This window comes from Enterococcus durans NBRC 100479 = LMG 10746 (assembly GCF_001544215.1).
Lineage (GTDB): Bacteria > Bacillota > Bacilli > Lactobacillales > Enterococcaceae > Enterococcus_B > Enterococcus_B durans.
The window spans coordinates 1-20,226 of the sequence record NZ_BCQB01000008.1 but is presented as its reverse complement, the minus strand read 5'-3'; the positions used below and the strand labels follow the sequence as shown (position 1 = coordinate 20,226).

Here is a 20,226-nt window from a genome sequence, read left to right as displayed (position 1 = left end):
TAAAATCATTAGGGAAATAAGGAGTTTTACCATTTGAAAAAAGTTCATTCATTTTTAAACTATTTTATGGGAGCAATCATGATCGTTGCTATCTATCAAGCATTACTTAAATACCCAGAGTATGGGACAAAATTATTGTCGATCAAACAAGATCCTACAGCTTATTCTCCAACATTGATTTTATCTACTTTGACAGCAATAGCAAAAGGCGCTACTTATTTTTTACACAAGACAAGTAGTATGCTGAAACGTAAAAAACAGCGCAAACAGTTGATCATGGTGGTTATCGCGATGGTCATCATCTATTTCTTACCTGTTCTAACACAACTGTTCCATCAATACATCTGATCATTGATTTAAGGTCGAGACAAAAGTCGTTTAGGTTTGAGAAATTGGAGATAAAACCGGCTCTTTGCCAAATGATGTTGATAAAGAGAAATCTTAGAATAATTTGGACAGAAGATTGTGGGACAAAAGTAAAAAATACTTTTGTCCCATTCTTTAAAAACGAATAAACGGTGGGAGCAGAAGCAACTCCTTCGGAAATAAGCCGAAATTCACAAAAATTTGAAAAGCAATTTTCGTGAATTTCTTCTTATTTCTCGGAGTTAAACACTTCTGTCCCAACCTCTTCTGTTTATTTGGGCTCTTTGTCAAATCGTGTTGGTGGGAAAAACAGTTATAGAATTTAATAATTGTCGTGGGAAATGTAGATTTACCCTTTCCCATAATGAATGAAAAAATGCTTGAAGATATTAACACTATTGTGATAAATGAACTTTTTGAGCTATTAGATTGCCTAAATAATAGTTGGCTCCTTATCTCATGTGATGGATTTCCTAGTATTTATTTCAAAATTATCGATTATTGAGTCTCTAGTAAAGGAAAATTGTCAACAGATAACTGGGAGAACTGCAAAAAAGAAATAATCCTGAATCGTTCATCCTTGTCAAAATGAGTCGATTTTCTAATTGTTTACTTGCTATAGCAATAGATTTGGGAGATAAAATGCATACCTTCCGTTGATACTCAAGTTTCCATCTTTTATTCAGAAAGTTGGTAGAGAGATCAAAATTTTTATCACTTTTTGCGCATTTTATAGTTGACTCTAATATAAGCTAAAATCTATTTTTTGACGTACGCTATAATTGGTTTACGAACAATTGTAAAAAGGGGAGGGTGAAGTATGGAAGTTATTTCTCCAACAAATGCGAGAAAAAATCTTTATGAAATCATCAAGCATGTTGTGTCAGACAGCCAGCCTATTGAAATTTCTAGTACAAAAGATGGCGAAAGTGTTGTTATGATTAGCAAAAGTGACTGGAACTCCTTACAAGAAACAATTTACTTACAGAATGCGGGTGTTTTAGATCAAATCCATCACTTTGAAAATGAAGAAAGTGAAGATTTGGGTGAAATTGATTGGGATACAATATAAAAATTAAGAAGAATGCCCGGAAAGACTTGCCCAAACTGAAAGGTGCCAATTTGAATGACAAGTTTGATGAGCTAATTACAGTCATTAGAGAAAACCCTTATCAGAATCCACCACCTTATGAAAAGTTAATGTGGTTACTTTATTATTCGAGACGCATAAATATTAAATATCGTTTAGTTTATAGCGTGGAGGATCAAAATCTGTATGGCCTCATTATGAACACGGGTTTTAAGATGTAATTTTATTTTCTACAGAAATAGTTAGAATTATAACAAACGTAAAGGCAAAATGCAGTTTCCGATTCTTCGAGTAGGGACTGTTTTTTGCCTTTTTTATATTCAAAAAATTGTTATTATCTTTTTAATATTTCCTCAGGGTATACGGTTATCCTTTGTGTTGATTTACAGTAGTGATCCATGCAAGCTCATCATACTCGTATGTTTGGAAGTATTTGTATTTTTTGCGTATGTTTAAGTGTATGCAGTATTGAAATCTAAATCCACGAGTTATGGCTTTTGCATGTTACTTTTTCTTCTTTTGAGTGATGAATCCCGCAAAAAAGAGCAATCTCTCTAATGGAAATTGCTCATCCGTATGGCTGATCGTTTTTTAAATTTCAGAGATCAATCTGAAATTGCTTATTTTAATGACGAGGAACCTGTTCTGTCCAATTATAAAATTGTGTCTTGTCTGAAAAATCTGCCATATATAATCCATTTAAACCAGCTTTTTTTCCAATGGCACTCAGACTTATAACGATTTTTTCTTCTTCTGGTGGGAAATAGATTTTTCCTTTGATTGCAGTACTGCGAATATATTGGACGAGTCTGTTAATCAAAGCTTCTGGATTTTTTGTCGTTTTCAATTTCTTTGATACTTCTAGCAATACATCAGTGATATCCAGCATCTCTGGTGTCTGATCTTTGCGTTCTCTCAAAAGGGAGTATAAATCTACAATATCCTTTAATGCTTTGTTTTCAATGGAACTCATTTTAGGTCACCTCTTATTAGAATAACTAAAGACTAGCACTCGAAGTAGAAACTGTCAAAGAATATATCGAACTAGGATAACGCTTGCATGGTATAAAAAGAGCAACTATGAAACACATAAAAAAACATCAAAAAATTTGCAACAAAAGATCAAGAAGAAATGATTGAAAAAAAGGATTGCATTTTACATATAAATCAGAAAAAGCACTCTTGGTTCTAATAGAGGGATGAACTTGATGCTAACGTCCCTTCGGCGAAACTTTAAAAATCGGTCTTTTGTCTGGATGTAGCTTTGATTTAGTGATAGGTTTTTAGAAATAATCACTCGAGTTATTTAAATATAGAAAATACATAGGATGGACTTGTTTTTTTTTCATACCTAATAATGTTTTCATCCTTTCCATATTGTATTGCTAAATCGTTATTTTTATGTTGGAATAGAAGAGATAGAAGGAAGAGTTTGTAGCTTGATATTCTACTATAACAATAAACTAAGTTGGAGGTGGACTTGATCAGAAGGATTAAACAAAAAAGAATCAATGTTCGAAGACTTCTAGGCATATTAGGCTCGTATCTCGTTGCTTTTTTACTTCCATTTTTATCTGTTTCGTGGATCTGGTATATTACAGCAACGGAAAGTACAGAACAACAAGTGCGCTTGATGGCAAAAAATCAGATGATGCAGATCAATTACTCGCTTGAGAGCAACTTTTTGAAGTTGGCACATCTCACGGAGCGGATCACTGACAATCGCCAACTCGCTTTAAGTTCGCTGGATCATCCGTATTATATCAAAGAAGGCAAATCAATATTACATACATACAAAATAACTAGTGAATTAGTTGAGGAAGTCTATCTCTATTATCGGAATGACCGCCCCGAGATGCTTTACTCCTCATCAGGAAATTACTCGCTGGAACTGTTTCTTAGAAAAACAGTTAAGAACGATCATCAGCTGGAAAAGAGACTACAAGAACAATTGGCTACGACTGATGCCAAGTTTATCACTATTGCTTCTGATGAGGAATTGCCATCTTCTTCCTATCTGTATGTTGTTCCAATACAAAACAAGGAAGGTACCGTACATAGTATCGCAATCTACGAAATCAAAAAGAACACTCTTACTAAAGTACTCGATGCTTATAGTCCTGCTAGTACAAATCTAAACTATATCATCGATGAAAGCTATCAATTAGTGACAAAGACGAAAAGTGAGGAGCTGAATACTTTTCTCAGTACGCCTTATTCCGTAGAGAAACTAATGACAAAAGAAAATGTGAAGATCAAGCAAAAACGATATCTTATCCAAAGTTTGAAGAATCCTTATTTGAATCTCTCGCTCCTTTCTCTTGTTGATCCAACAACGGCATTGCTTACGATCGAACGAGTTCAGACCAAAATGATTGTCTTGATCTTAGTGATTTTGTTTATGGGGTTAGTGATCGTCGTTTTGTTTAGCATGCGTAACTTGCGTCCTATTCAAAAAATCGAGTACTTAGCACAGCAATTTCAAGAAGACCCCACACTTACGGTTTCTTCACTTAAAGAAGTCTCTGATACATTAGCAAAATTTCTCATTGCGCACCAAAAATTGACTATTCAGAATCAGCTACAGATCCCATATGCAAGGGAGCAAGTTTTCCAGCGCTTACTTAACAGTCAATTAGTGATCGATTCCGAATTGGAGCAGTTATTGACAGCTGTCCATATCAAGTTTTCGACGGAGTATTATTTTAGTGCAACGATTGATCTCAAACAGTTGGATCAATCGAAAGAACGAATAAATAATCAGTGGTCTGAAGCAATCACAAAGAACTATTGTGCTTATGGAGTCGAGAATATAGAAAATCAGACCTTTGTTTTCGCGATTGGGTGTGGATCTCTTGACGAGCAGGCTGAACTCGTCCAAATGATTACCGAAAGATGTTCACAACCTATTCGGATCGGGGTTGGCTCTATCGTTCATAGTCTTGGTCAGTTAAACCGTTCCTATATCGAATCGCGAGCAGCGCTACGTTATCCGAATGTGAAAGGAACAATCCGTTACTATTCAGAACTAACTACTAAAGAGAATGCTTTGAGTATCGAGTATCCTAGTGATCTCCGTTTAAAATTAGTGAACTATCTTGAAAATGGAGAGTTTGATCACGTTTTAGAAACAATCAGAGAACTGATATCTTATGGAGAACTGAACTTGAAATCAGAAAATCTGCAAAAGTTATATGGATACTATCTACTTAATACGATCCTCCAAATAGGAAATGAACTCATTGGTAAAGGGATTTTCCATCACTTGGAAGAATTGCCTGATTTTTCAAGTTTGATCGAACTTGAAAACTTTTTAAACGAACTAGCAGAACGAATTTGTAAAAAAATGGGCGAGATACCAAAAAAACAACCGGAATGTTTGGAAGAACAAATCTTGGCCTATCTACAGCAGAATTTCCAATCGGCACAGCTTAGTTTAGAATCAACAGCTACGGCTTTTTCTGTTTCCGTTTCTTTTGTCAGTCGCTCGATCCGCAAAGAAAGCGGACTGCCTTTTTCAAAATATATCCAAATGTTGCGCTTTAGAAAAATAAAACAAGAATTGGCAGAAACTGAGTTGCCCATCAAGGTGATCATCCAACAGAATGGGTATTATGATATCTCTAATTTTACAAGAAAATTCCGGCAGATCGTCGGGATGACACCAGGTAAATATCGAGAAATGAACCGTAAATAAACGGTGTTTGCACTATTTGAACATGAAAACAAAAAGCAGCTTTCTATGGATTGACGTCCTTGAGTAGGACAGTCTAACCCTGGAAAGCTGTTTTTTAATCGATCTGTTCGATATTGGTAATGATGGCATCAGTGATTTTCCATTCACCTGCTTCAATCATAAACGTGTAATGGATTTGAGCGATATGGTTTTGATAATGGGTTGTTCCTTGATTATTCGTTCGCTGGAATGCTTCAACAAACAAAGAATCTGGCCGTTGATCAAGTACCTTGAAAGCTATCAGCTCGTGTTGTAGATCATAAGAATCAATACTTGATAGTTCTTTTTTTGTGTCTGCTTGCGCTTTGTCAGACAAAGTAGCCAGATAAGCTTCAAGGTTTTTTTCAGTGGCTGCAGCTAAATTCTTTTTTACTAAGTCAAGACAATTTTGGGCACTTTCTTTATCCGTGATCTTTCCCGAAAGTGTAGCAGTTGTTTGCCTATTTGATATTGTCTCTTGGTGATCATTACCTAGCCAAATGAAAAACAAAAAGAAAGAAATGAGTAAAAAAATAAAAATTCGAATCATTTTGTACATGTCTTGTTCCTCGCAAGGTTCTCTCCACGTTGCATCGCCTGAAAAGTAAAAAAGCCGATTGGAAACAAAAATAATGGGATAGCTAAGAAACAGAATAAAGGACACCAGAATACAAGTGCTGAGGTGAGGATACTACTGACAACCATCGCTAATGTTTGGAAAGGATTCAAGAACATCAAGAGAAATACACGTATGAAGTATTGGCTAAATGTTAGCTGGTATCGTAGAAAGACAGGCAGAAGATAGAATCCTGCCAGAATGAACAGACATACAAAGAGCAATAAACTCAGATGAACGAATGAATGGCGCAGAAAGTGTGCAGCTATTCGTAGATCGAACCAAAGAAAAAGCAGGATGCTGCTGTAGAAGAAGCCTAATCGATTGATTACCTTGAACTGACGGTTAGTCGTTTTTTTATACCAAGAGCCCAATTCTTGAGGCACTTCTTTGTTCGTAAAAAGGAATAGAAAAACTTGAAAGATGGTAGCAGTCGCTGGAAATAAGCCAAAAATGATCCCACCTTTCAAGAGAGTCAGTAGCCAGAAAAACTGCAGTTTAAGCAAAAGTATCAGGAACGTTCCAAAACGATAAGATAGGTCATAAAAGGCGTTAGATGTAGGCATAAGATCCTCCTTGCTACGTTTATTTACTAAAAAGATACTATAAAAAATTGCGAATACCATAGTATTCCTGATATTACACATTGGCTTTTTTTACATATTGTTTTTTCTGTCTTTGCCCAGTAGGTTTAAAACAAAGGAGAGGTGTGTAATGGAAAAAATCCGAGGCGATATTGAACAATCGAAAAATAGAGATGAACAAGAAGAGATTTATCCAGAAACAAAAATGCTGGAACGACGTCTCAGTTGGTTCCAAGATTTGAAATTCGGTGTCATTTTTCACTATGGACTATATGCGCAAGCAGGTATCGTGGAGTCTTGGCAATTGTCTGAAAAAGATGAATGGGCACGAGCCGGTAGAGCCTATCGAGAGAATATAGCAGATTTACGAATGGATTATTGGCAACTTATAAGGGAATTCAACCCCAAAAAATTGAACGCCGAAAAGTGGGCGGAACTTTGTCAAAAGGCCGGTTTTAGGTATTGTTTATTCACAGCGAAGCATCATGATGGCTTCAATTTATACAATACACTGGAAACAGAGTACAAAATCGGAGGTAAATTAAGCCCTTTTAAAAGAGATGTGCTTAAAGAAGTTTTCACTGCTTTTCGATCTGCGGGGTTAGCGACAGGTGCCTATTATTCTAAAGCTGATTGGTACTCGCCCTTTTATTGGTTAGATGATTCAACTATCAAAGGTCGGCATGTCAGCTATGATACACAAAAGCACCCTGAACTGTGGGAAAGATATGTTTCTTTTGTTCATCATCAAATAAAGGAGATCACTACTCACTATGGACCGATCGATTTTCTGTGGTTGGATGCTGGTTGGTGTGGACAAGGCAAAGAGGATTTACAGATGGACCGTTTGGCAGAGATTGCCCGTGAGTCGCAACCAGAATTGATCATTGTAGATCGGATGATGGGGGGACGTCACGAAAATTATGTGACGCCAGAAAGAAAAATACCTGCGCATGATGAGATTCCTTCAAAACCTTGGGAAAGCAACATACCTATAGGAAACGACTGGGGATACGTGCCAAATGACGTGTTCAAGACAAGTCAGGAATTGATTGAGATGCTGATTGATGTTGTCAGTAAAGGCGGAAATTTGATTTTAGGTGTAGGGCCAACTCCTGCAGGAACGATCACCAAGGAAGAAACATCCATCTTAGAAGAAATCGGTGAATGGTTGCAAAGGTATGGTGAAGGGATCTATCATACGCGACCTCTAGAAAAAAAACAGAGTGACAATACTGAGGGATGGTATTTTACCTCGCATAAAGAAAAAAATACATATTACGCATTTCGTAGCATTCTGGAAATACCGCAATCTGTTATCAAGTTAAGTGAAATCAAAGCGAGTATAGACACAGTCGTTGTAGATCTAGCAACAGAAAAGCAACTGTCATTCTATGAAATAGATGGCTAATATCATCTACTTAGCAGTGAAATCACACGTCCCGTAAACGGAGCAATCGGACTTCGAATAACAAAGAATAAATAAAAATGAAAGCGCAAACTATTTTTAAAAAGGAGGTTAACCAATGGGTTATCCAAATACTCAGATACCATCGACAGACAAAAAAACAAAGTTCCAGCAATTCAAACTGAAACTGAGAAAGAATCAACAACTTTATTTATTTGTTTTGCCCGCTTTTCTGGTGATCCTGATTTTCTCTTACGGACCGATGTATGGGATCATCATTGCTTTTAAAGATTATATGCCTTCTCTTGGTATATTAGGTAGTCCTTGGGTTGGGTTGAAACACTTTCAGCGTTTTTTTGAATCCTACTATTTTTGGGATCTAATCAAAAATACTTTAGGTATCAGTGTGTACTCCCTCATCGTTGGGTTTCCACTTCCGATCATCTTGGCTTTAGCATTGAATGAAATCAAGGATGGTCCGTTTAAAAAAATCACGCAAACAGTGACTTATGCGCCCAACTTTATTGCGGTGGTGGTCATGGTAGGGATGATCATTGCTTTCTTATCTCCTTCAACTGGGGTGATCAACCATTTGTTGGAGTTTGTTGGGCTACAACGAATCAACTTTATGACTGATCCTAAATGGTTCAAAACGATTTATGTTTTATCAGGTGTATGGCAAGGCACTGGATGGGGCTCTGTCATTTATTTAGCCGCTTTATCTGGTGTCGATACCCAACTACACGAAGCTGCCACGATCGATGGCGCTTCAAGGTTGCAAAGAGTTTGGTACATCAATTTGCCGACGATCATGCCAACGATGGTCATTTTATTGATCATGAGTTTTGTCAGTTTGATGTCGGTAGGATTCGAAAAAGTCATTCTAATGCAAAATCCCTTGAACATGGAGTCGTCGAATGTCATTGCAACATTCGTGTATCAGCAGGGATTGTTGGATGCTCAATATAGTTTTGCATCTGCAGTCGGACTTTTTAATTCAGTGATCAATTCCATTTTACTGATTTCAGTAAATAGCATTGCCAAACGTTTGAGTAATTCCAGTCTGCTGTAAAAAAGGAGGTGAAAAGATGAAAACAACCACTCTTATCAAAGATACCAAAGCAGATAAATTATTCCTGGGTGTCCTATACACTTTTTTAGCAATTGCGTTATTGATCGTGCTTTATCCCTTGATTTATATCGTTAGTGTCTCTATTTCAAACCCGCACCTTGTAAATTCGGGGGAGATGTGGCTATTTCCAAAGGGAGTAACTCTAGAAGGCTATCGTACGTTGTTGGGAAATAGCAATATTTGGCGAGGGTATTTAAACACGATTTATTACACTTCGCTGGGTACGATGATCAACCTTCTCGTCACATTGCCCTGTGCCTATGCTTTGGCAAGGGAAGATTTCTATGGAAGAAAAGCATTTACCAATTTTATGCTCGTAACGATGTTTCTTTCTGGAGGGCTGATTCCTTCTTATCTGCTGATTCGTAGTTTAGGGATGTTGAATACAGTTTGGGCTCTCGTGATTCCGGGATGCGTATCGGTCTATAACGTCGTTGTCACAAGAACTTTTTTTCAGACAACGATTCCTAGAGAGATGGAAGAAGCCGCTATCGTGGATGGCTGTTCTAATTTTCGTTTGTTCCTAAAAATCGTTTTACCATTATCGACACCGATCATCGCTGTAATGGCTTTGTTTTATGGTGTTGGTCATTGGAACAGCTTTTTCAGTGCATTGATCTATCTTTCAGACAAATCAATGTATCCTTTGCAATTGGTATTACGTGAAATCTTGATTTTACAAGATATGTCTTCAAATACAGTAAGCAATATAAGTGCGGACACAGCGAACATGTTGTATAGCAAACAGCAATTAGCTGCAGTGATCAAATATGGTGTCATGATTGTTTCAACGTTACCAGTCATCATCGTCTATCCTTTCTTGCAAAAATATTTTGTCAAAGGGATGATGGTAGGTTCAATAAAAGGATAACTAAGAGGGAGGATAAAACTATGAAAAAGAAAGTTATACGGATCATTTGTCTTATTTTATGTGTTACAGCAATAAGTGCCTGTGGAAAATCCGACAAAAAGGATACGGAAAAAACAACAAAAGCTGAATTGAATACAGATGGTCAGTTTCCGATCATTAAAAAGGGTCAAAAATTAACATTGAATCTGATGGCACCCAATGCTGGTTTGGCAGAATGGGAAGATATGCCAACGCTCAAAGATTATCAGAAAAAAACAGGGATCTCATTGAAATATACGACACCGCCCCTAGCTGATTTCAGTACACGTTTGAATCTAGCTTTTGCTTCTGGTGATTTGCCAGATATCGTTTATGGGGCTGGCTCGGGTTCTTTGACTTCTGCTATGGAAATCGATTACGGCTCACAGGGGATTTTACTTCCTTTAGAAGAATACATAACTCCAGAACTAATGCCTAATTTTTACGCATTGACGCAAGAAGACCCGTCTTTATTGAAATCGATCACGACGCCAGACGGACACGTTTATTCTCTACCGATGGTCACTAGAAATGCAACATCGATTTGGTGGCAAGGACCAATGTGGTATAACGGCACTTGGTTAGATAAGCTGAATGTGACGGAGCTGCCAAAGACAATAGATGAATTCTATGAACTTCTCCTTCGTTTTAAAAATGAAGATCCTAATGGGAATGGGAAAGCAGATGAGATTCCGCTAACTGATGTGGATATGAATGGAACAAGAGTCTGGTTGCTTGCGGCTTTTGGTTTGAGGACAAGAGGGATCCAAGTCGATAATGATCAGGTCATTTATACACCCACCACTGAAAACTATAAAGGCTATTTGACATTCATGAATAAACTTTATAACGAAGGGTTACTTGACAAAGAAGTCTATGGACAATCGGATGAACAGAAAAAAGCGAAGGGACAGAATGATCAACTAGGGATATTTTCCGACTACTTTAGTTTCTTCACCACGGGCCGAACGGAAATAGAAGCATTGAATGACCCAATGTTCCAGCCTTTGACGTCTGAGTGGTCAACTGATGCAGTGATTCCAGGAAGTCCTCGTCTTTCTCGAGGGACTTTCGCATTGACGAAAGTGAATCCTTCGCCAGAAGCTTCTGTGCGCTGGGTAGATTATTTTTATTCAGAGGAAGGATCGAAATATTTAGAACAGGGTCCAGAAGGTTCTTTATGGGAATATCAGAAAAATGCTGCCGGTGAGAAGGTTCGCGTGTACACAAAAGGGATCGATCTGAAAAATACGGAAGATGAACGGGGAAAAATCACGCCAGCATACGGATTGACTACACCGAACATCGTCACCGACACTGGAGAATATAAACTTTTAACAGCACCAGATGAAGAAAAAGACACTCGTTTTGATGAGTGGGTAGCAAAGGAAACACAGGAGAAAATGAACGATATTGCAAAAGTTCCTTTTCCTCTTCTATATTTAACAGTGAAAGAAAATGACCAAGTTTCGGCAACGGCAACTGATTTATCGACTTATATCGAACAAATGGAAGCAAAATTCATTACGGGAGTCGAACCGCTTAGTAAATGGGACGATTTTAAGAAAACGGTAGAGTCGATGGGCATCGAAAAATATCTTGAAGTCTATCAAACAGCTTATAACCGATGGAAAGAAAACTAGCGATATGAGGCATAAGACCTGCGACTATTTTCTACACGAGGATGGTCCAGGTTTTTGATGCAAATGAAGCATGAAATACATAGGAGGAATGTGAAAATAGATGGAACCATTTGAATTTGAACGTGCCCAAAGAATTTTAGGAGAATTAAAAAAATATCGCGTACAAGAAGAACAATGTATCGAACCAATCTATAAGAAAAATGATGAATCATGGGAACTCTATCAACAAGGCACTTTTTTTGGAAAAAAGAACAGGCATTACACATTAAAAGGTAGCTTTTCAGTGCCTAGCGAATGGAAAAAGGCGACGGTAGCGTTAAGAATAGAGACAGTACTAGGGGAATGGGATAATACGACTAACCCACAGATGAATGTTTCGATCGATGGAACACTTATCCAAAGTATCGATGTCAATCATAGAGAAATCATCTTGGATCACTTCTTTTTTGATCGTTCCTTGGATCTATCGATCGAACTGTGGGCTGGACGGACAGAAAAAAAGTTTCCTTTGTACGTTTCATTGATTAAAATCGATCCAGAGGTGGAGCAAACGATTTACGATCTTTTCACGTCCCTTGACTGTTGGCGGGGAATCCGACAATTCGGCGGTAAAACAGAGATGTACCAGAAATTTGTAACAAAAGCAGTCAATTCCTTGGATTTTAGACAACCTTATTCTACTCTTTTTTACAGCAGTCTAAAGAGCGCTCGCAGAATTTTCGAAGAACTCTATCACTCTGCAGGAGCAATTGAAGAAAGGGTAACGGCAGTCGGACATACACATATCGATCTAGCTTGGCTATGGACGGTACAACAAGCAATCGAAAAGGGGCAACGAAGTTTTCAAACTGTCCTCAAACTGATGAAGGAATTTCCTGAGTATACTTTCCTTCAAAGCCAACCGCAAATGTATCAGTTCATTAAGGAACAGGCACCAGAGTTGTACGATGAGATCAAGCGTAAAGTGGTTGAAGGAAAGTGGGAAGTAGAAGGGGCGATGTGGGTAGAAGCAGACTGTAACTTGACCTCAGGGGAATCGCTTGTTCGCCAACTACTTTATGGAAAACGATTCATCAAAAAAGAATTTGGCATCGATAGTCAGATTTTGTGGCTACCCGACGTCTTTGGCTATTCTGCAGCTTTGCCACAACTGTTGTTAAAAACGAACACGCCCTATTTTATGACAACGAAACTATCTTGGAATCAATTCAATCAACTACCCTATGATTCGTTTTACTGGCAGGGAATCGATGGCAGTAGAGTGCTGACACATTTTATCACGACTATTAGTGAAGGCTACAGCCCTACTCCCTATTACACGACATATAATGGCCTTTTAGACCCTTATACGATCAAGGGTAGTTTTGATCGGTATCAGCAAAAAAGTGCGCACAATGAAATTCTTGTGGCGTATGGATATGGTGACGGTGGCGGTGGTCCCACAAGACAGATGTTGGAAGTCCAAAGACGTTTGCACCGTCCTCTACCTGAGATGCCAACGATCACTGGGAATCGAGCAAGCGAGTTTTATCAGAGATTGGAACATTCGTTGAATCTTGATGATCCACCTGTTTGGTACGGTGAGTTATATTTTGAATACCACCGGGGGACATTGACCTCGATTGGCAAAAACAAAAAAGCCAATCGTCAATCTGAATTTTTTCTTCAAACGATCGAGAAACTATATAGTTGCTATGGGCTGGCGATTTACCCGCAAGAGTTGGAAACCCTATGGAAAAAACTCTTACTCAATCAGTTCCATGATATTTTGCCAGGTAGTTCTATAAAAGAAGTGTACCAAGAAACAGATCAAGACTATCAGCTGATCACAAACAAAGGAAATGCATTGATCCAGCAATTAACTGATTTTCTGGCAGAACAGAATAAGGATCGACTGCTTTCTTTGAAAGGACAAGAATACCTAACAGTCTATAATCCGTTAGGGATCAAACGGGATGCAATCATTTGTTTTGCGACAGAGAAACAAAGCAAAGATGCAAAGTTACAGCAGCGAACGCACGACGGACAACTGTTGGTGAAGCTACCTCATATGGCTAGTCTAAGTAATCAGATTGTTCAACTCGTGGAAAACACAAAGAAAGCACAAGTGGTCCAACCTATACAAAAAGAGTTTGAAACAACTGACTTTATCGTAAAATTCAACCGTTCTTTTGAGATCATTTCTTTATATGACAAAAGATACCAGCGAGAAATATTACCTGAAGGCACGATACTGAATCAACTAATTGCTTATGAAGACCTACCGATGAATTACGATGCGTGGGATATCGATATCTATTACGATAAAAAAGCATATTTTGTCAATCAGCTAAGTGAAGCCAAACTAGTTGAAAAGGGGCCTATTCGAGATACGATCAAAGTCATTCGCCCTTTTGAGAATTCCACGATTTGCCAACTCATTCATTTTTATCATGATACTGGCCGTATTGATTTTGAAACCACTGTAGACTGGCATCTACACCATTTGCTATTGAAAGTGCAAATGCCGATTGCTGTCAATACCTTAGAAGCAACTTTCGATATCCAATTTGGGAATGTCAAGCGAGCAGTTCATCAAAATACTTCGTGGGATCTCGCACGTTTTGAAAGCTGTGGGCAAAAATGGGTCGATTTATCAGAAGAAGGGTTTGGAGTCAGTATTTTAACTGATTCGAAATATGGATTCAATACAGCATATCAAAAAGTAGGGATTTCTTTGATCAAAGCAGCAACTGATCCATATCCAAACGCAGATCAGGGAATCCATAAATTCACCTATTCCTTGTATGCACATCATGGGACTTGGAAGGAAGCAGATACGATGGAGCAAGCCCTAGATTTGAATGTTCCTGCGTTGGTCTTACCGATTCTTTTAGATTGCGAAGATACAGCGTATTTCTCTGTTGACGAAAAAAATATTTTACTCGATACAGTGAAAAAAGCAGAAGAGGAAGAAGCGGTCATTGTTCGATTATATGAATACCATAATCGTCAAACAGTCGGTTCCTTGTCAGCAAAACGACATATTGAACGCGCTTTTCTATGTAATTTATTGGAAGAAGAGGATGAGGAGTTACCGGTGATTGGAAACTGTGTAAGCATCAACTTCAAACCATATGAGATCCACACAATCAAATTGTATATGGAGTAATGAGATGATCGAAAACCTTCTTAAAGAGATGACTATAAGGGAAAAAGTAGGACAACTGAATCAACGTCTCTACGGGCGGCAAGTTTACGAAAAAGTAAATGGAAGAATCGAATTGACTGATTACTTCAAAAAAGAAGTAGCGTATTTTGGGTCGATTGGGTGGATCTATGGTGTTTTTCGGGCAGACCCTTGGACGAACAGAGATTTGAATACAGGCCTTACGCAAGAAGAAGCATTTGAAGTCAGCCAATTGATCCAAACCTATTTGAATGAACATACAAGACTTAAAATCCCCGCTTTCTTGACTGAAGAATGCCCCCATGGACATCAAGGACTAGATGCTACGACAGTACCTGTTAATTTTTGCAGTGGAGCCAGTTGGAATCCTGGACTTTATCAAAAAGTCCAAGAATGTGTTGCAAAAGAAATTCGTACAACAGGGGCGCATGTCGGCTTGATTTCCGCCCTTGATATTGCTCGTGATCCAAGATGGGGGAGAACGGAAGAGTGCTTTAGCGAAGACCCTTTTCTAACCAGTTGCTTTGCAGAAGCGGCTGTTAGAGGACTGCAAAAAGAAGATGGACATCCTTTAGTCTTGGCGGTGCTAAAGCATTTTGCCGCCCAAGGAGCCAGTATGGGTGGGCATAATGCGGGACCAGTAGCCATTGGTGAACGAGAATTACGTGAAATCCATTTTCCGGCAGCGCTGAGAAGTATTCGAGCAGGCACTTCAGCGATCATGGCTGCTTATAATGATATAGATGGAGTACCTTGCCATAACAATCCCTTTTTATTGCGGAAGTTTTTAAGAGAAGAGGGCGGGTTTGAAGGCATCGTCATGGCAGATGGATGTGCGTTAGATCGTATTGCTGAACACTTTGGTGACCCAATGCGTGCAGCAGCAGAAGCATTAAAAAGTGGGGTGGACATCAGTTTATGGGATCAGGTCTTCCCAAGATTGGAACATGCTATCGAAATGGGAGAGGTTTTTGTTGAAGAGTTAGATGATGCCGTCCTTCGTGTGCTAAAATTGAAGGAGAGGATGGGGCTGTTCAGGAAAGAGTTGCCTAAGATAGCGGAAGTAGATATCAAACAAACGAAACGGCTAACAATCCAATTAGCAGAAGAATCGGTGGTCTTGTTAAAAAATCAAGGTATATTACCATTGAGTCAAACAGAATCATGCAAAATTGCAGTAATCGGTCCGCATAATGAAAGTATTTACCATCAATTAGGAGATTATACGCCATTCAAGATGAGAGAGCGATGTTCGACTTTGTGGGATGGATTACAGCAGTACCAGAAGGATAATATCGTATTTACACAGGCTAAAGGGTGTGGAATGACTTCTGGTCGTAGGGAGTTATTAGAAGAAGCAAAAGAGATAGCAGAAGAAGCAGAGGTAGTCATTGTGACATTTGGTGGTTCAAGCATACGTGAGTTTGAGACTACTTTTGATAAGAATGGTGCAGCATTGAGTGGTTCGAACGAAATGACTAGCGGGGAAAATATCGATCTGTCTGACTTAAGTGTACCTGATTGCCAATCAGAACTGATCCAGGAACTAGCAAAACTTGGAAAGCCTTTGATTGGTGTGGTCATTACTGGAAGACCAGTCATTGTTTCTCCACTAGCAGATTATTTTGATTCTTTACTCTATGTGGGATATCCTGGGCAATATGGTGGCGAAGCTTTAGCGAATATAATTTTTGGCAAACGAAATCCTAGTGGAAAATTAGCAGTATCGATACCAGATGCAGAAGGACAATTACCGGTTTTTTATAATTTTAGAGATACCGCTTTTAACGAGAACTATCTTCATTTATCAGGAAAACCAGTGTATCGGTTTGGCTATGGTTTAAGTTACAGCAACTTCGCTCTCGAATATTCTGAAGTTTCTCTAGAAGGAAAACAAATCATTGTATCTGGAACTATCGCTAATGACTCAGCGATTGCTGGCAAAGAAGTTATTCAAGTTTATTTGAAAAAATACACCAATAAATGGCTCCCTAGGACAAAAATATTAGTAGGATTCGATAAAACAACGATTTATCCAACCGAAAATCAGCAATTCCACATCAATCTATCAATTTCAGAACTTGAGTTTTTAGGTTTGATTGCTGATGATCTATTAACTGTGCCGTTTATTGTGCAAATCGAGTGCGCCAAACAAATCGTTCGATTCCGATATGATCCAATAAACACGCTCTTTAAAAAAATCTGTGACTAAGACAATTTCTCATGGCAAGTTACAAGTCGAAACTGATAAAATTTCTTTGAAACGGAAATCTTTATCAGTTTTTTTAATTGCGACCGCTATTAACTAGCGAATTTATCTGATCGATTAAGATAGAAATCGATTTTTGTGCGTAAATAATAAATGAAAAAGTGTAAATGCTAAAAATCCAAGCACTTTATTGATAAATTAGGCATTTGAGAGGGGAAAGATATTTCACAGTCTCCACGACTTAAATCAAGCCTAACCTTTTTTATGAATGGAAAATCTATTAGAAAAGAGAGAGATACATTGAAAATGACACGCAAGTATAAGATTAAAAAATCTGGCAATAGCGATATTACGACTATTCATCCAGAAACAAAAAAATATATAGGTGTAGAAACCGGAGAATCAATCATTTATATTTATCAAGAGGAAAAACTCAATATTGATAGCATAGTTAATTCTGTTATGGATCAATATAATCAACCTTTGAAAGATTTAGTTGATTTATGATTTTAGCATACAGCAGTTCCAGTAGTTTTCCTGTAGTTCATTATGTTTAAATGTAAAGTTATTCTTCGTTATTCTAAAGGTAAAATGATTGCTGTAAAAGATTCCAGCGCTTTAGATATGGCAATCAATCAACCGTCTCAGTCATTTTTGGGCGAAGATTTATACCCAAGTATTTATGACAAAGCTGCCATATTAGCAATAAACCTCGCAAAGAAACATCCCTTTTATAATGGTAATAAGCGAACGGCACTGCTAGCAATGGTCACATTCCTTGAAATCAACGACTATACGACTGCTTTTTCTAAGGATGAAGCAGTTCGATTTATCTTAGCTATCACAACTAGAAAAAAAGAATTTGATATTCTAAAAAAAAGATATTGCAATCTATTTGAAATAAACAAATAAAATCCAGAAAAAGTAAACCTATCTATAAGGAAAATCAACATTCTGTTTTTAACCATTTATGCCTGCAAAAGTTAAATAATTATTTTTTTCGTTTTTTGCTAATTACGTTCATTAAAAGATATTAGAGATAGGTAAAACAGCGGGGAGAATAGCCTAATATATAATTTTCATGTTCTAGTTTACATAATATATATTATGCAAAGTAGATTCAAAGTGAAATCAAACCTACTTCATACCAATTTAAACCAAAATTTGCTATTTTTGTCTTATTCAAAATTATAAAAAAATTTTGCACTGTTTCTACTCGTAAATTTTTATTTGCTAGAAAAATTTTCTGATTTGTTCGTTGCATATTCCAAAATTTTATTTTTCAAATTCGTATTTTGTGAAAAATTTTTTAGAATAAATTATTATTAATAATTTGCGCAGCAACAATTTTATAGTTGTTGTTCATTTGTTCGTGTTTTAAGCTGTATTTTGTGTGTGCAATTATCCGCATCCGAATTAGTTATGTATTGGATCTTAGTCATCTAAACAGCTTTTTCGGCCTTAGTCATACTGGAAACTTATTCAATTAATAGTATGCCATCTACACAAAATTCTGGTTTAAAATAAGTTGAACGACCTCTCCCAAAAACATGAAGATTTAGCATGACTTTGTCTCCTTTGTTCAAATGGGAAATATCAATCTTATTTGTCACATGATAAGAAAACAAACGTTTTTTATCTTCTGGAAGCTTAAAAATCAATGTTTGAGTATACCATTTGTGACCAAAACGATTTACCTCATAAATATTGACTTTGTGAACGATTACATATTCAATGCTTGTATACATAGAGTTGCTCCTTCCTTTAAAGTGATTAAAAAGATTGAGATAAAAGTAAAAACCACTTTTACCTCAATCTTTGTTTATCCTAATTACATGTTTGCGAATTTCTGTTCAATATTTTTTAGCCATTTTTGTCTTTTTTCTACCTTGCTCATTTTGACCATGTTTAAACTGATCCAGTTCACGTTTTTCATACCTGATTTCTTGAATGTTCCTTTTATAAGCGCTTTTTTCAAGGCATTCCCATAGGTTAATTTGTACATGATCTTAGGTGTATTCATCGTTGTAATAACTGTTGTGGCCTTTAATTTGGGTAAAAGACACACCATGCTTATCCCATTCTCTTTGTAGTCATAAGTCAATCCTGGATAAATGACTTTATCGATAAACCCTTTTGTTAATGCTGGCATCATTTCCCACCAAATCGGGAAAATAAAGACCAGATGATCTGCTTCTTTGATTTTTTCCGCATAGCTTATAGCAATAGGGTCAACTGCTTGGTGCTTTACAAACCCTAATAGATCAGCGGAAGTCATCACAGGGTTAAAGTTCTCTTTATCTAGATCAATGACTTCATATTTTCCTTGAGCTCTTGTGATTCCTTTTACTACTGATTCCAGAATGGCGTAATTGTAACTTCCTTCATATGGATGGTTATAGATAATCAATGTTTTCATATTCGTTTCGATCTCCCTTTTTCTTTTATGACTAAAGAATACAGGGAGATCATGTAACTGTAATTAACAAAAGATAATTCTACGATTTGATTCTCTTTTTTATTCTGCTTAAAGAAACCGGCGTGATCCCTAAAAATGAAGCAATATAGTGATCTGGTACACGTCGTACTAGTTCTGGTCTTTTTTCGAGCAATGAAATATATCTTTTTTCTGGGGATTCTTTGATTCTTGATAAGAAGTATTCGGTATAAGCGATAAAACGTTCCGATAACTGATTCATCATCAGATATATTAAATCAGGTGATTCTGCTAATAAATGCTCCAGTTTTCTTTTTTCTAAGACTAATAAATCAGTATTTTCAATTGTTTCAATGGTAAATATACTTGGTTTCCCAAGGTGAAAACTTTCATAAGAAGCGACGATTTGCCCTTCAAAGAAAAACTGAAACGTGATATCTTTTCCGTCATCGTTATTCCAAAGACGAAGAGCTCCTTTTTTAATAAAATAGATTTTATCTGCTACGTCCCCTTCGTAAAGAAGCGTAGTATTTTCAGGTACTGATTTTTTATACCAGTAGCTATTTTCCGTTTGATTTGTTAGTTTTAACAAATCAGAGTAACTATCCATAGACACTGTTCCTCACCTATTCTTTTTTAGTTTAGAAGGAGAAATTCCTTAATAACGTATTTCCTTCAATTATAACTACTTTAGGAGAATAGTAAAACGTTCCAAAAATATTCGCCTATAAAGGTCACTACGGGTATCCTGAACCTATTTTTTGAGCATTGCCATTATTTTTGATGTTGGTCCCTTCAATTTCGCGTATAGAAAAGCAATTTAAACTAAAATCGATAAACAAATGCATGATAGAAAATCAACGAAATATAGACGGCTAATATGATCAATAATACTAAGGCAATGATTAAAGGTGTGATGGCTGCTCCTGTCTTCTTTTCCCAACTGAATGTTCCTTTTTTTCGCTTCG

At 37.2% G+C, this 20,226-nt stretch carries 17 protein-coding genes and 1 pseudogene; 12 read left to right on the top strand and 6 right to left on the bottom strand.

What is annotated here, in order from left to right; genetic code table 11:
- Positions 1-33 precede the first annotated feature (33 nt).
- From ED2_RS03635 to ED2_RS03625, 3 genes are all read left to right on the top strand, one after another.
- Complete coding sequence (locus ED2_RS03635; protein ID WP_005876031.1) at positions 34-348, top strand: hypothetical protein; 315 nt, start codon at positions 34-36, stop codon at positions 346-348.
- A gap of 838 nt (positions 349-1,186) precedes the next feature.
- Positions 1,187-1,438 (top strand): type II toxin-antitoxin system Phd/YefM family antitoxin, encoded by a 252-nt coding sequence (locus tag ED2_RS03630; RefSeq protein WP_016176676.1) that lies wholly within the window; start codon positions 1,187-1,189, stop codon positions 1,436-1,438.
- Positions 1,423-1,677 carry a Txe/YoeB family addiction module toxin gene (locus ED2_RS03625; RefSeq protein ID WP_025481334.1) on the top strand — a complete coding sequence of 85 codons (255 nt, stop codon included), beginning with the start codon at positions 1,423-1,425 and terminating at the stop codon, positions 1,675-1,677. Before ED2_RS03630 ends, ED2_RS03625 begins: the two co-directional genes overlap by 16 nt.
- A 404-nt stretch (positions 1,678-2,081) precedes the next feature.
- On the opposite strand, the gene ED2_RS03620 is transcribed toward ED2_RS03625, so the two are convergent.
- Positions 2,082-2,429 (bottom strand): bacteriocin immunity protein, encoded by a 348-nt coding sequence (locus ED2_RS03620; protein WP_005876025.1) that lies wholly within the window; start codon positions 2,427-2,429, stop codon positions 2,082-2,084.
- Positions 2,430-2,936: 507 nt separating this feature from the next.
- Between ED2_RS03620 and ED2_RS03615 the strand changes: the two genes are divergently transcribed.
- Positions 2,937-5,153, top strand: coding sequence for a helix-turn-helix domain-containing protein (locus ED2_RS03615; protein WP_060789694.1), 2,217 nt, complete (start codon positions 2,937-2,939; stop codon positions 5,151-5,153).
- Positions 5,154-5,247: 94 nt separating this feature from the next.
- Here the strand turns inward: ED2_RS03615 and ED2_RS15945 are convergent, their stop codons facing one another.
- Together ED2_RS15945 and ED2_RS03605 are read right to left on the bottom strand one after the other, a co-directional pair.
- On the bottom strand, positions 5,248-5,730 hold the full coding sequence (locus ED2_RS15945; protein ID WP_060789693.1) for a hypothetical protein: 483 nt from the start codon (positions 5,728-5,730) through the stop codon (positions 5,248-5,250).
- A complete protein-coding gene (locus ED2_RS03605) occupies positions 5,718-6,353 on the bottom strand; it encodes a DUF624 domain-containing protein (RefSeq protein WP_060789692.1) in 636 nt (211 codons plus the stop codon). The genes ED2_RS15945 and ED2_RS03605 overlap by 13 nt, the downstream gene beginning before the upstream one ends.
- Before the next feature lie 148 nt (positions 6,354-6,501).
- On the opposite strand from ED2_RS03605, the pseudogene ED2_RS03600 reads away from it, so the two are divergent.
- From ED2_RS03600 to ED2_RS03565, 8 genes and pseudogenes are all read left to right on the top strand, one after another.
- Positions 6,502-7,857, top strand: a pseudogene (locus tag ED2_RS03600) (alpha-L-fucosidase).
- Positions 7,858-7,897: 40 nt separating this feature from the next.
- Positions 7,898-8,851, top strand: a complete 954-nt coding sequence (locus ED2_RS03595) for an ABC transporter permease (RefSeq protein WP_016176671.1) — start codon at positions 7,898-7,900, stop codon at positions 8,849-8,851.
- 16 nt (positions 8,852-8,867) lie between these two features.
- Positions 8,868-9,782 carry a carbohydrate ABC transporter permease gene (locus tag ED2_RS03590; RefSeq protein WP_060789691.1) on the top strand — a complete coding sequence of 305 codons (915 nt, stop codon included), beginning with the start codon at positions 8,868-8,870 and terminating at the stop codon, positions 9,780-9,782.
- A gap of 20 nt (positions 9,783-9,802) precedes the next feature.
- The gene (locus tag ED2_RS03585; RefSeq protein ID WP_005879095.1) at positions 9,803-11,443 is read left to right on the top strand and encodes a type 2 periplasmic-binding domain-containing protein; all 1,641 of its coding nucleotides are present in this window, start codon (positions 9,803-9,805) and stop codon (positions 11,441-11,443) included.
- Between the two features lie 100 nt (positions 11,444-11,543).
- The gene (locus ED2_RS03580; RefSeq protein ID WP_016176669.1) at positions 11,544-14,594 is read left to right on the top strand and encodes an alpha-mannosidase; all 3,051 of its coding nucleotides are present in this window, start codon (positions 11,544-11,546) and stop codon (positions 14,592-14,594) included.
- 4 nt (positions 14,595-14,598) lie between these two features.
- On the top strand, positions 14,599-16,824 hold the full coding sequence (locus ED2_RS03575) for a glycoside hydrolase family 3 protein (protein WP_016176668.1): 2,226 nt from the start codon (positions 14,599-14,601) through the stop codon (positions 16,822-16,824).
- 297 nt (positions 16,825-17,121) lie between these two features.
- Entirely contained in the window at positions 17,122-17,328 is a 207-nt protein-coding gene (locus ED2_RS03570; protein ID WP_005879091.1) for an AbrB/MazE/SpoVT family DNA-binding domain-containing protein, read from the top strand.
- Between the two features lie 42 nt (positions 17,329-17,370).
- Positions 17,371-17,733: a type II toxin-antitoxin system death-on-curing family toxin gene (locus ED2_RS03565; protein ID WP_016176666.1), complete on the top strand. Its 363-nt coding sequence runs from the start codon at positions 17,371-17,373 to the stop codon at positions 17,731-17,733.
- Positions 17,734-18,299: 566 nt separating this feature from the next.
- Here the strand turns inward: ED2_RS03565 and ED2_RS03560 are convergent.
- The 3 genes from ED2_RS03560 to ED2_RS03550 all read right to left on the bottom strand — a co-directional run bounded on the left by ED2_RS03560 (position 18,300) and on the right by ED2_RS03550 (position 19,868).
- The gene (locus ED2_RS03560; protein ID WP_016176665.1) at positions 18,300-18,569 is read right to left on the bottom strand and encodes a hypothetical protein; all 270 of its coding nucleotides are present in this window, start codon (positions 18,567-18,569) and stop codon (positions 18,300-18,302) included.
- Positions 18,570-18,652: 83 nt separating this feature from the next.
- Positions 18,653-19,240 carry an NAD(P)H-dependent oxidoreductase gene (locus ED2_RS03555; RefSeq protein ID WP_016176664.1) on the bottom strand — a complete coding sequence of 196 codons (588 nt, stop codon included), beginning with the start codon at positions 19,238-19,240 and terminating at the stop codon, positions 18,653-18,655.
- A gap of 79 nt (positions 19,241-19,319) precedes the next feature.
- Positions 19,320-19,868, bottom strand: coding sequence for a Crp/Fnr family transcriptional regulator (locus tag ED2_RS03550; protein ID WP_005879086.1), 549 nt, complete (start codon positions 19,866-19,868; stop codon positions 19,320-19,322).
- Between the last annotated feature and the right edge of the window lie 358 nt (positions 19,869-20,226).

What these genes read in the sequence shown, in the direction of transcription:
- ED2_RS03630 (WP_016176676.1), top strand. Translation starts at nt 1,187, where the DNA reads ATGGAAGTTATTTCTCCAACAAATGCGAGAAAAAATCTTTATGAAATC.
- ED2_RS03620 (WP_005876025.1), bottom strand. Translation starts at nt 2,429, where the DNA reads ATGAGTTCCATTGAAAACAAAGCATTAAAGGATATTGTAGATTTATAC.
- ED2_RS15945 (WP_060789693.1), bottom strand. Translation starts at nt 5,730, where the DNA reads ATGTACAAAATGATTCGAATTTTTATTTTTTTACTCATTTCTTTCTTT.
- ED2_RS03605 (WP_060789692.1), bottom strand. Translation starts at nt 6,353, where the DNA reads ATGCCTACATCTAACGCCTTTTATGACCTATCTTATCGTTTTGGAACG.
- ED2_RS03595 (WP_016176671.1), top strand. Translation starts at nt 7,898, where the DNA reads ATGGGTTATCCAAATACTCAGATACCATCGACAGACAAAAAAACAAAG.
- ED2_RS03590 (WP_060789691.1), top strand. Translation starts at nt 8,868, where the DNA reads ATGAAAACAACCACTCTTATCAAAGATACCAAAGCAGATAAATTATTC.
- ED2_RS03585 (WP_005879095.1), top strand. Translation starts at nt 9,803, where the DNA reads ATGAAAAAGAAAGTTATACGGATCATTTGTCTTATTTTATGTGTTACA.
- ED2_RS03580 (WP_016176669.1), top strand. Translation starts at nt 11,544, where the DNA reads ATGGAACCATTTGAATTTGAACGTGCCCAAAGAATTTTAGGAGAATTA.
- ED2_RS03575 (WP_016176668.1), top strand. Translation starts at nt 14,599, where the DNA reads ATGATCGAAAACCTTCTTAAAGAGATGACTATAAGGGAAAAAGTAGGA.
- ED2_RS03565 (WP_016176666.1), top strand. Translation starts at nt 17,371, where the DNA reads ATGTTTAAATGTAAAGTTATTCTTCGTTATTCTAAAGGTAAAATGATT.
- ED2_RS03560 (WP_016176665.1), bottom strand. Translation starts at nt 18,569, where the DNA reads ATGTATACAAGCATTGAATATGTAATCGTTCACAAAGTCAATATTTAT.
- ED2_RS03555 (WP_016176664.1), bottom strand. Translation starts at nt 19,240, where the DNA reads ATGAAAACATTGATTATCTATAACCATCCATATGAAGGAAGTTACAAT.
- ED2_RS03550 (WP_005879086.1), bottom strand. Translation starts at nt 19,868, where the DNA reads ATGGATAGTTACTCTGATTTGTTAAAACTAACAAATCAAACGGAAAAT.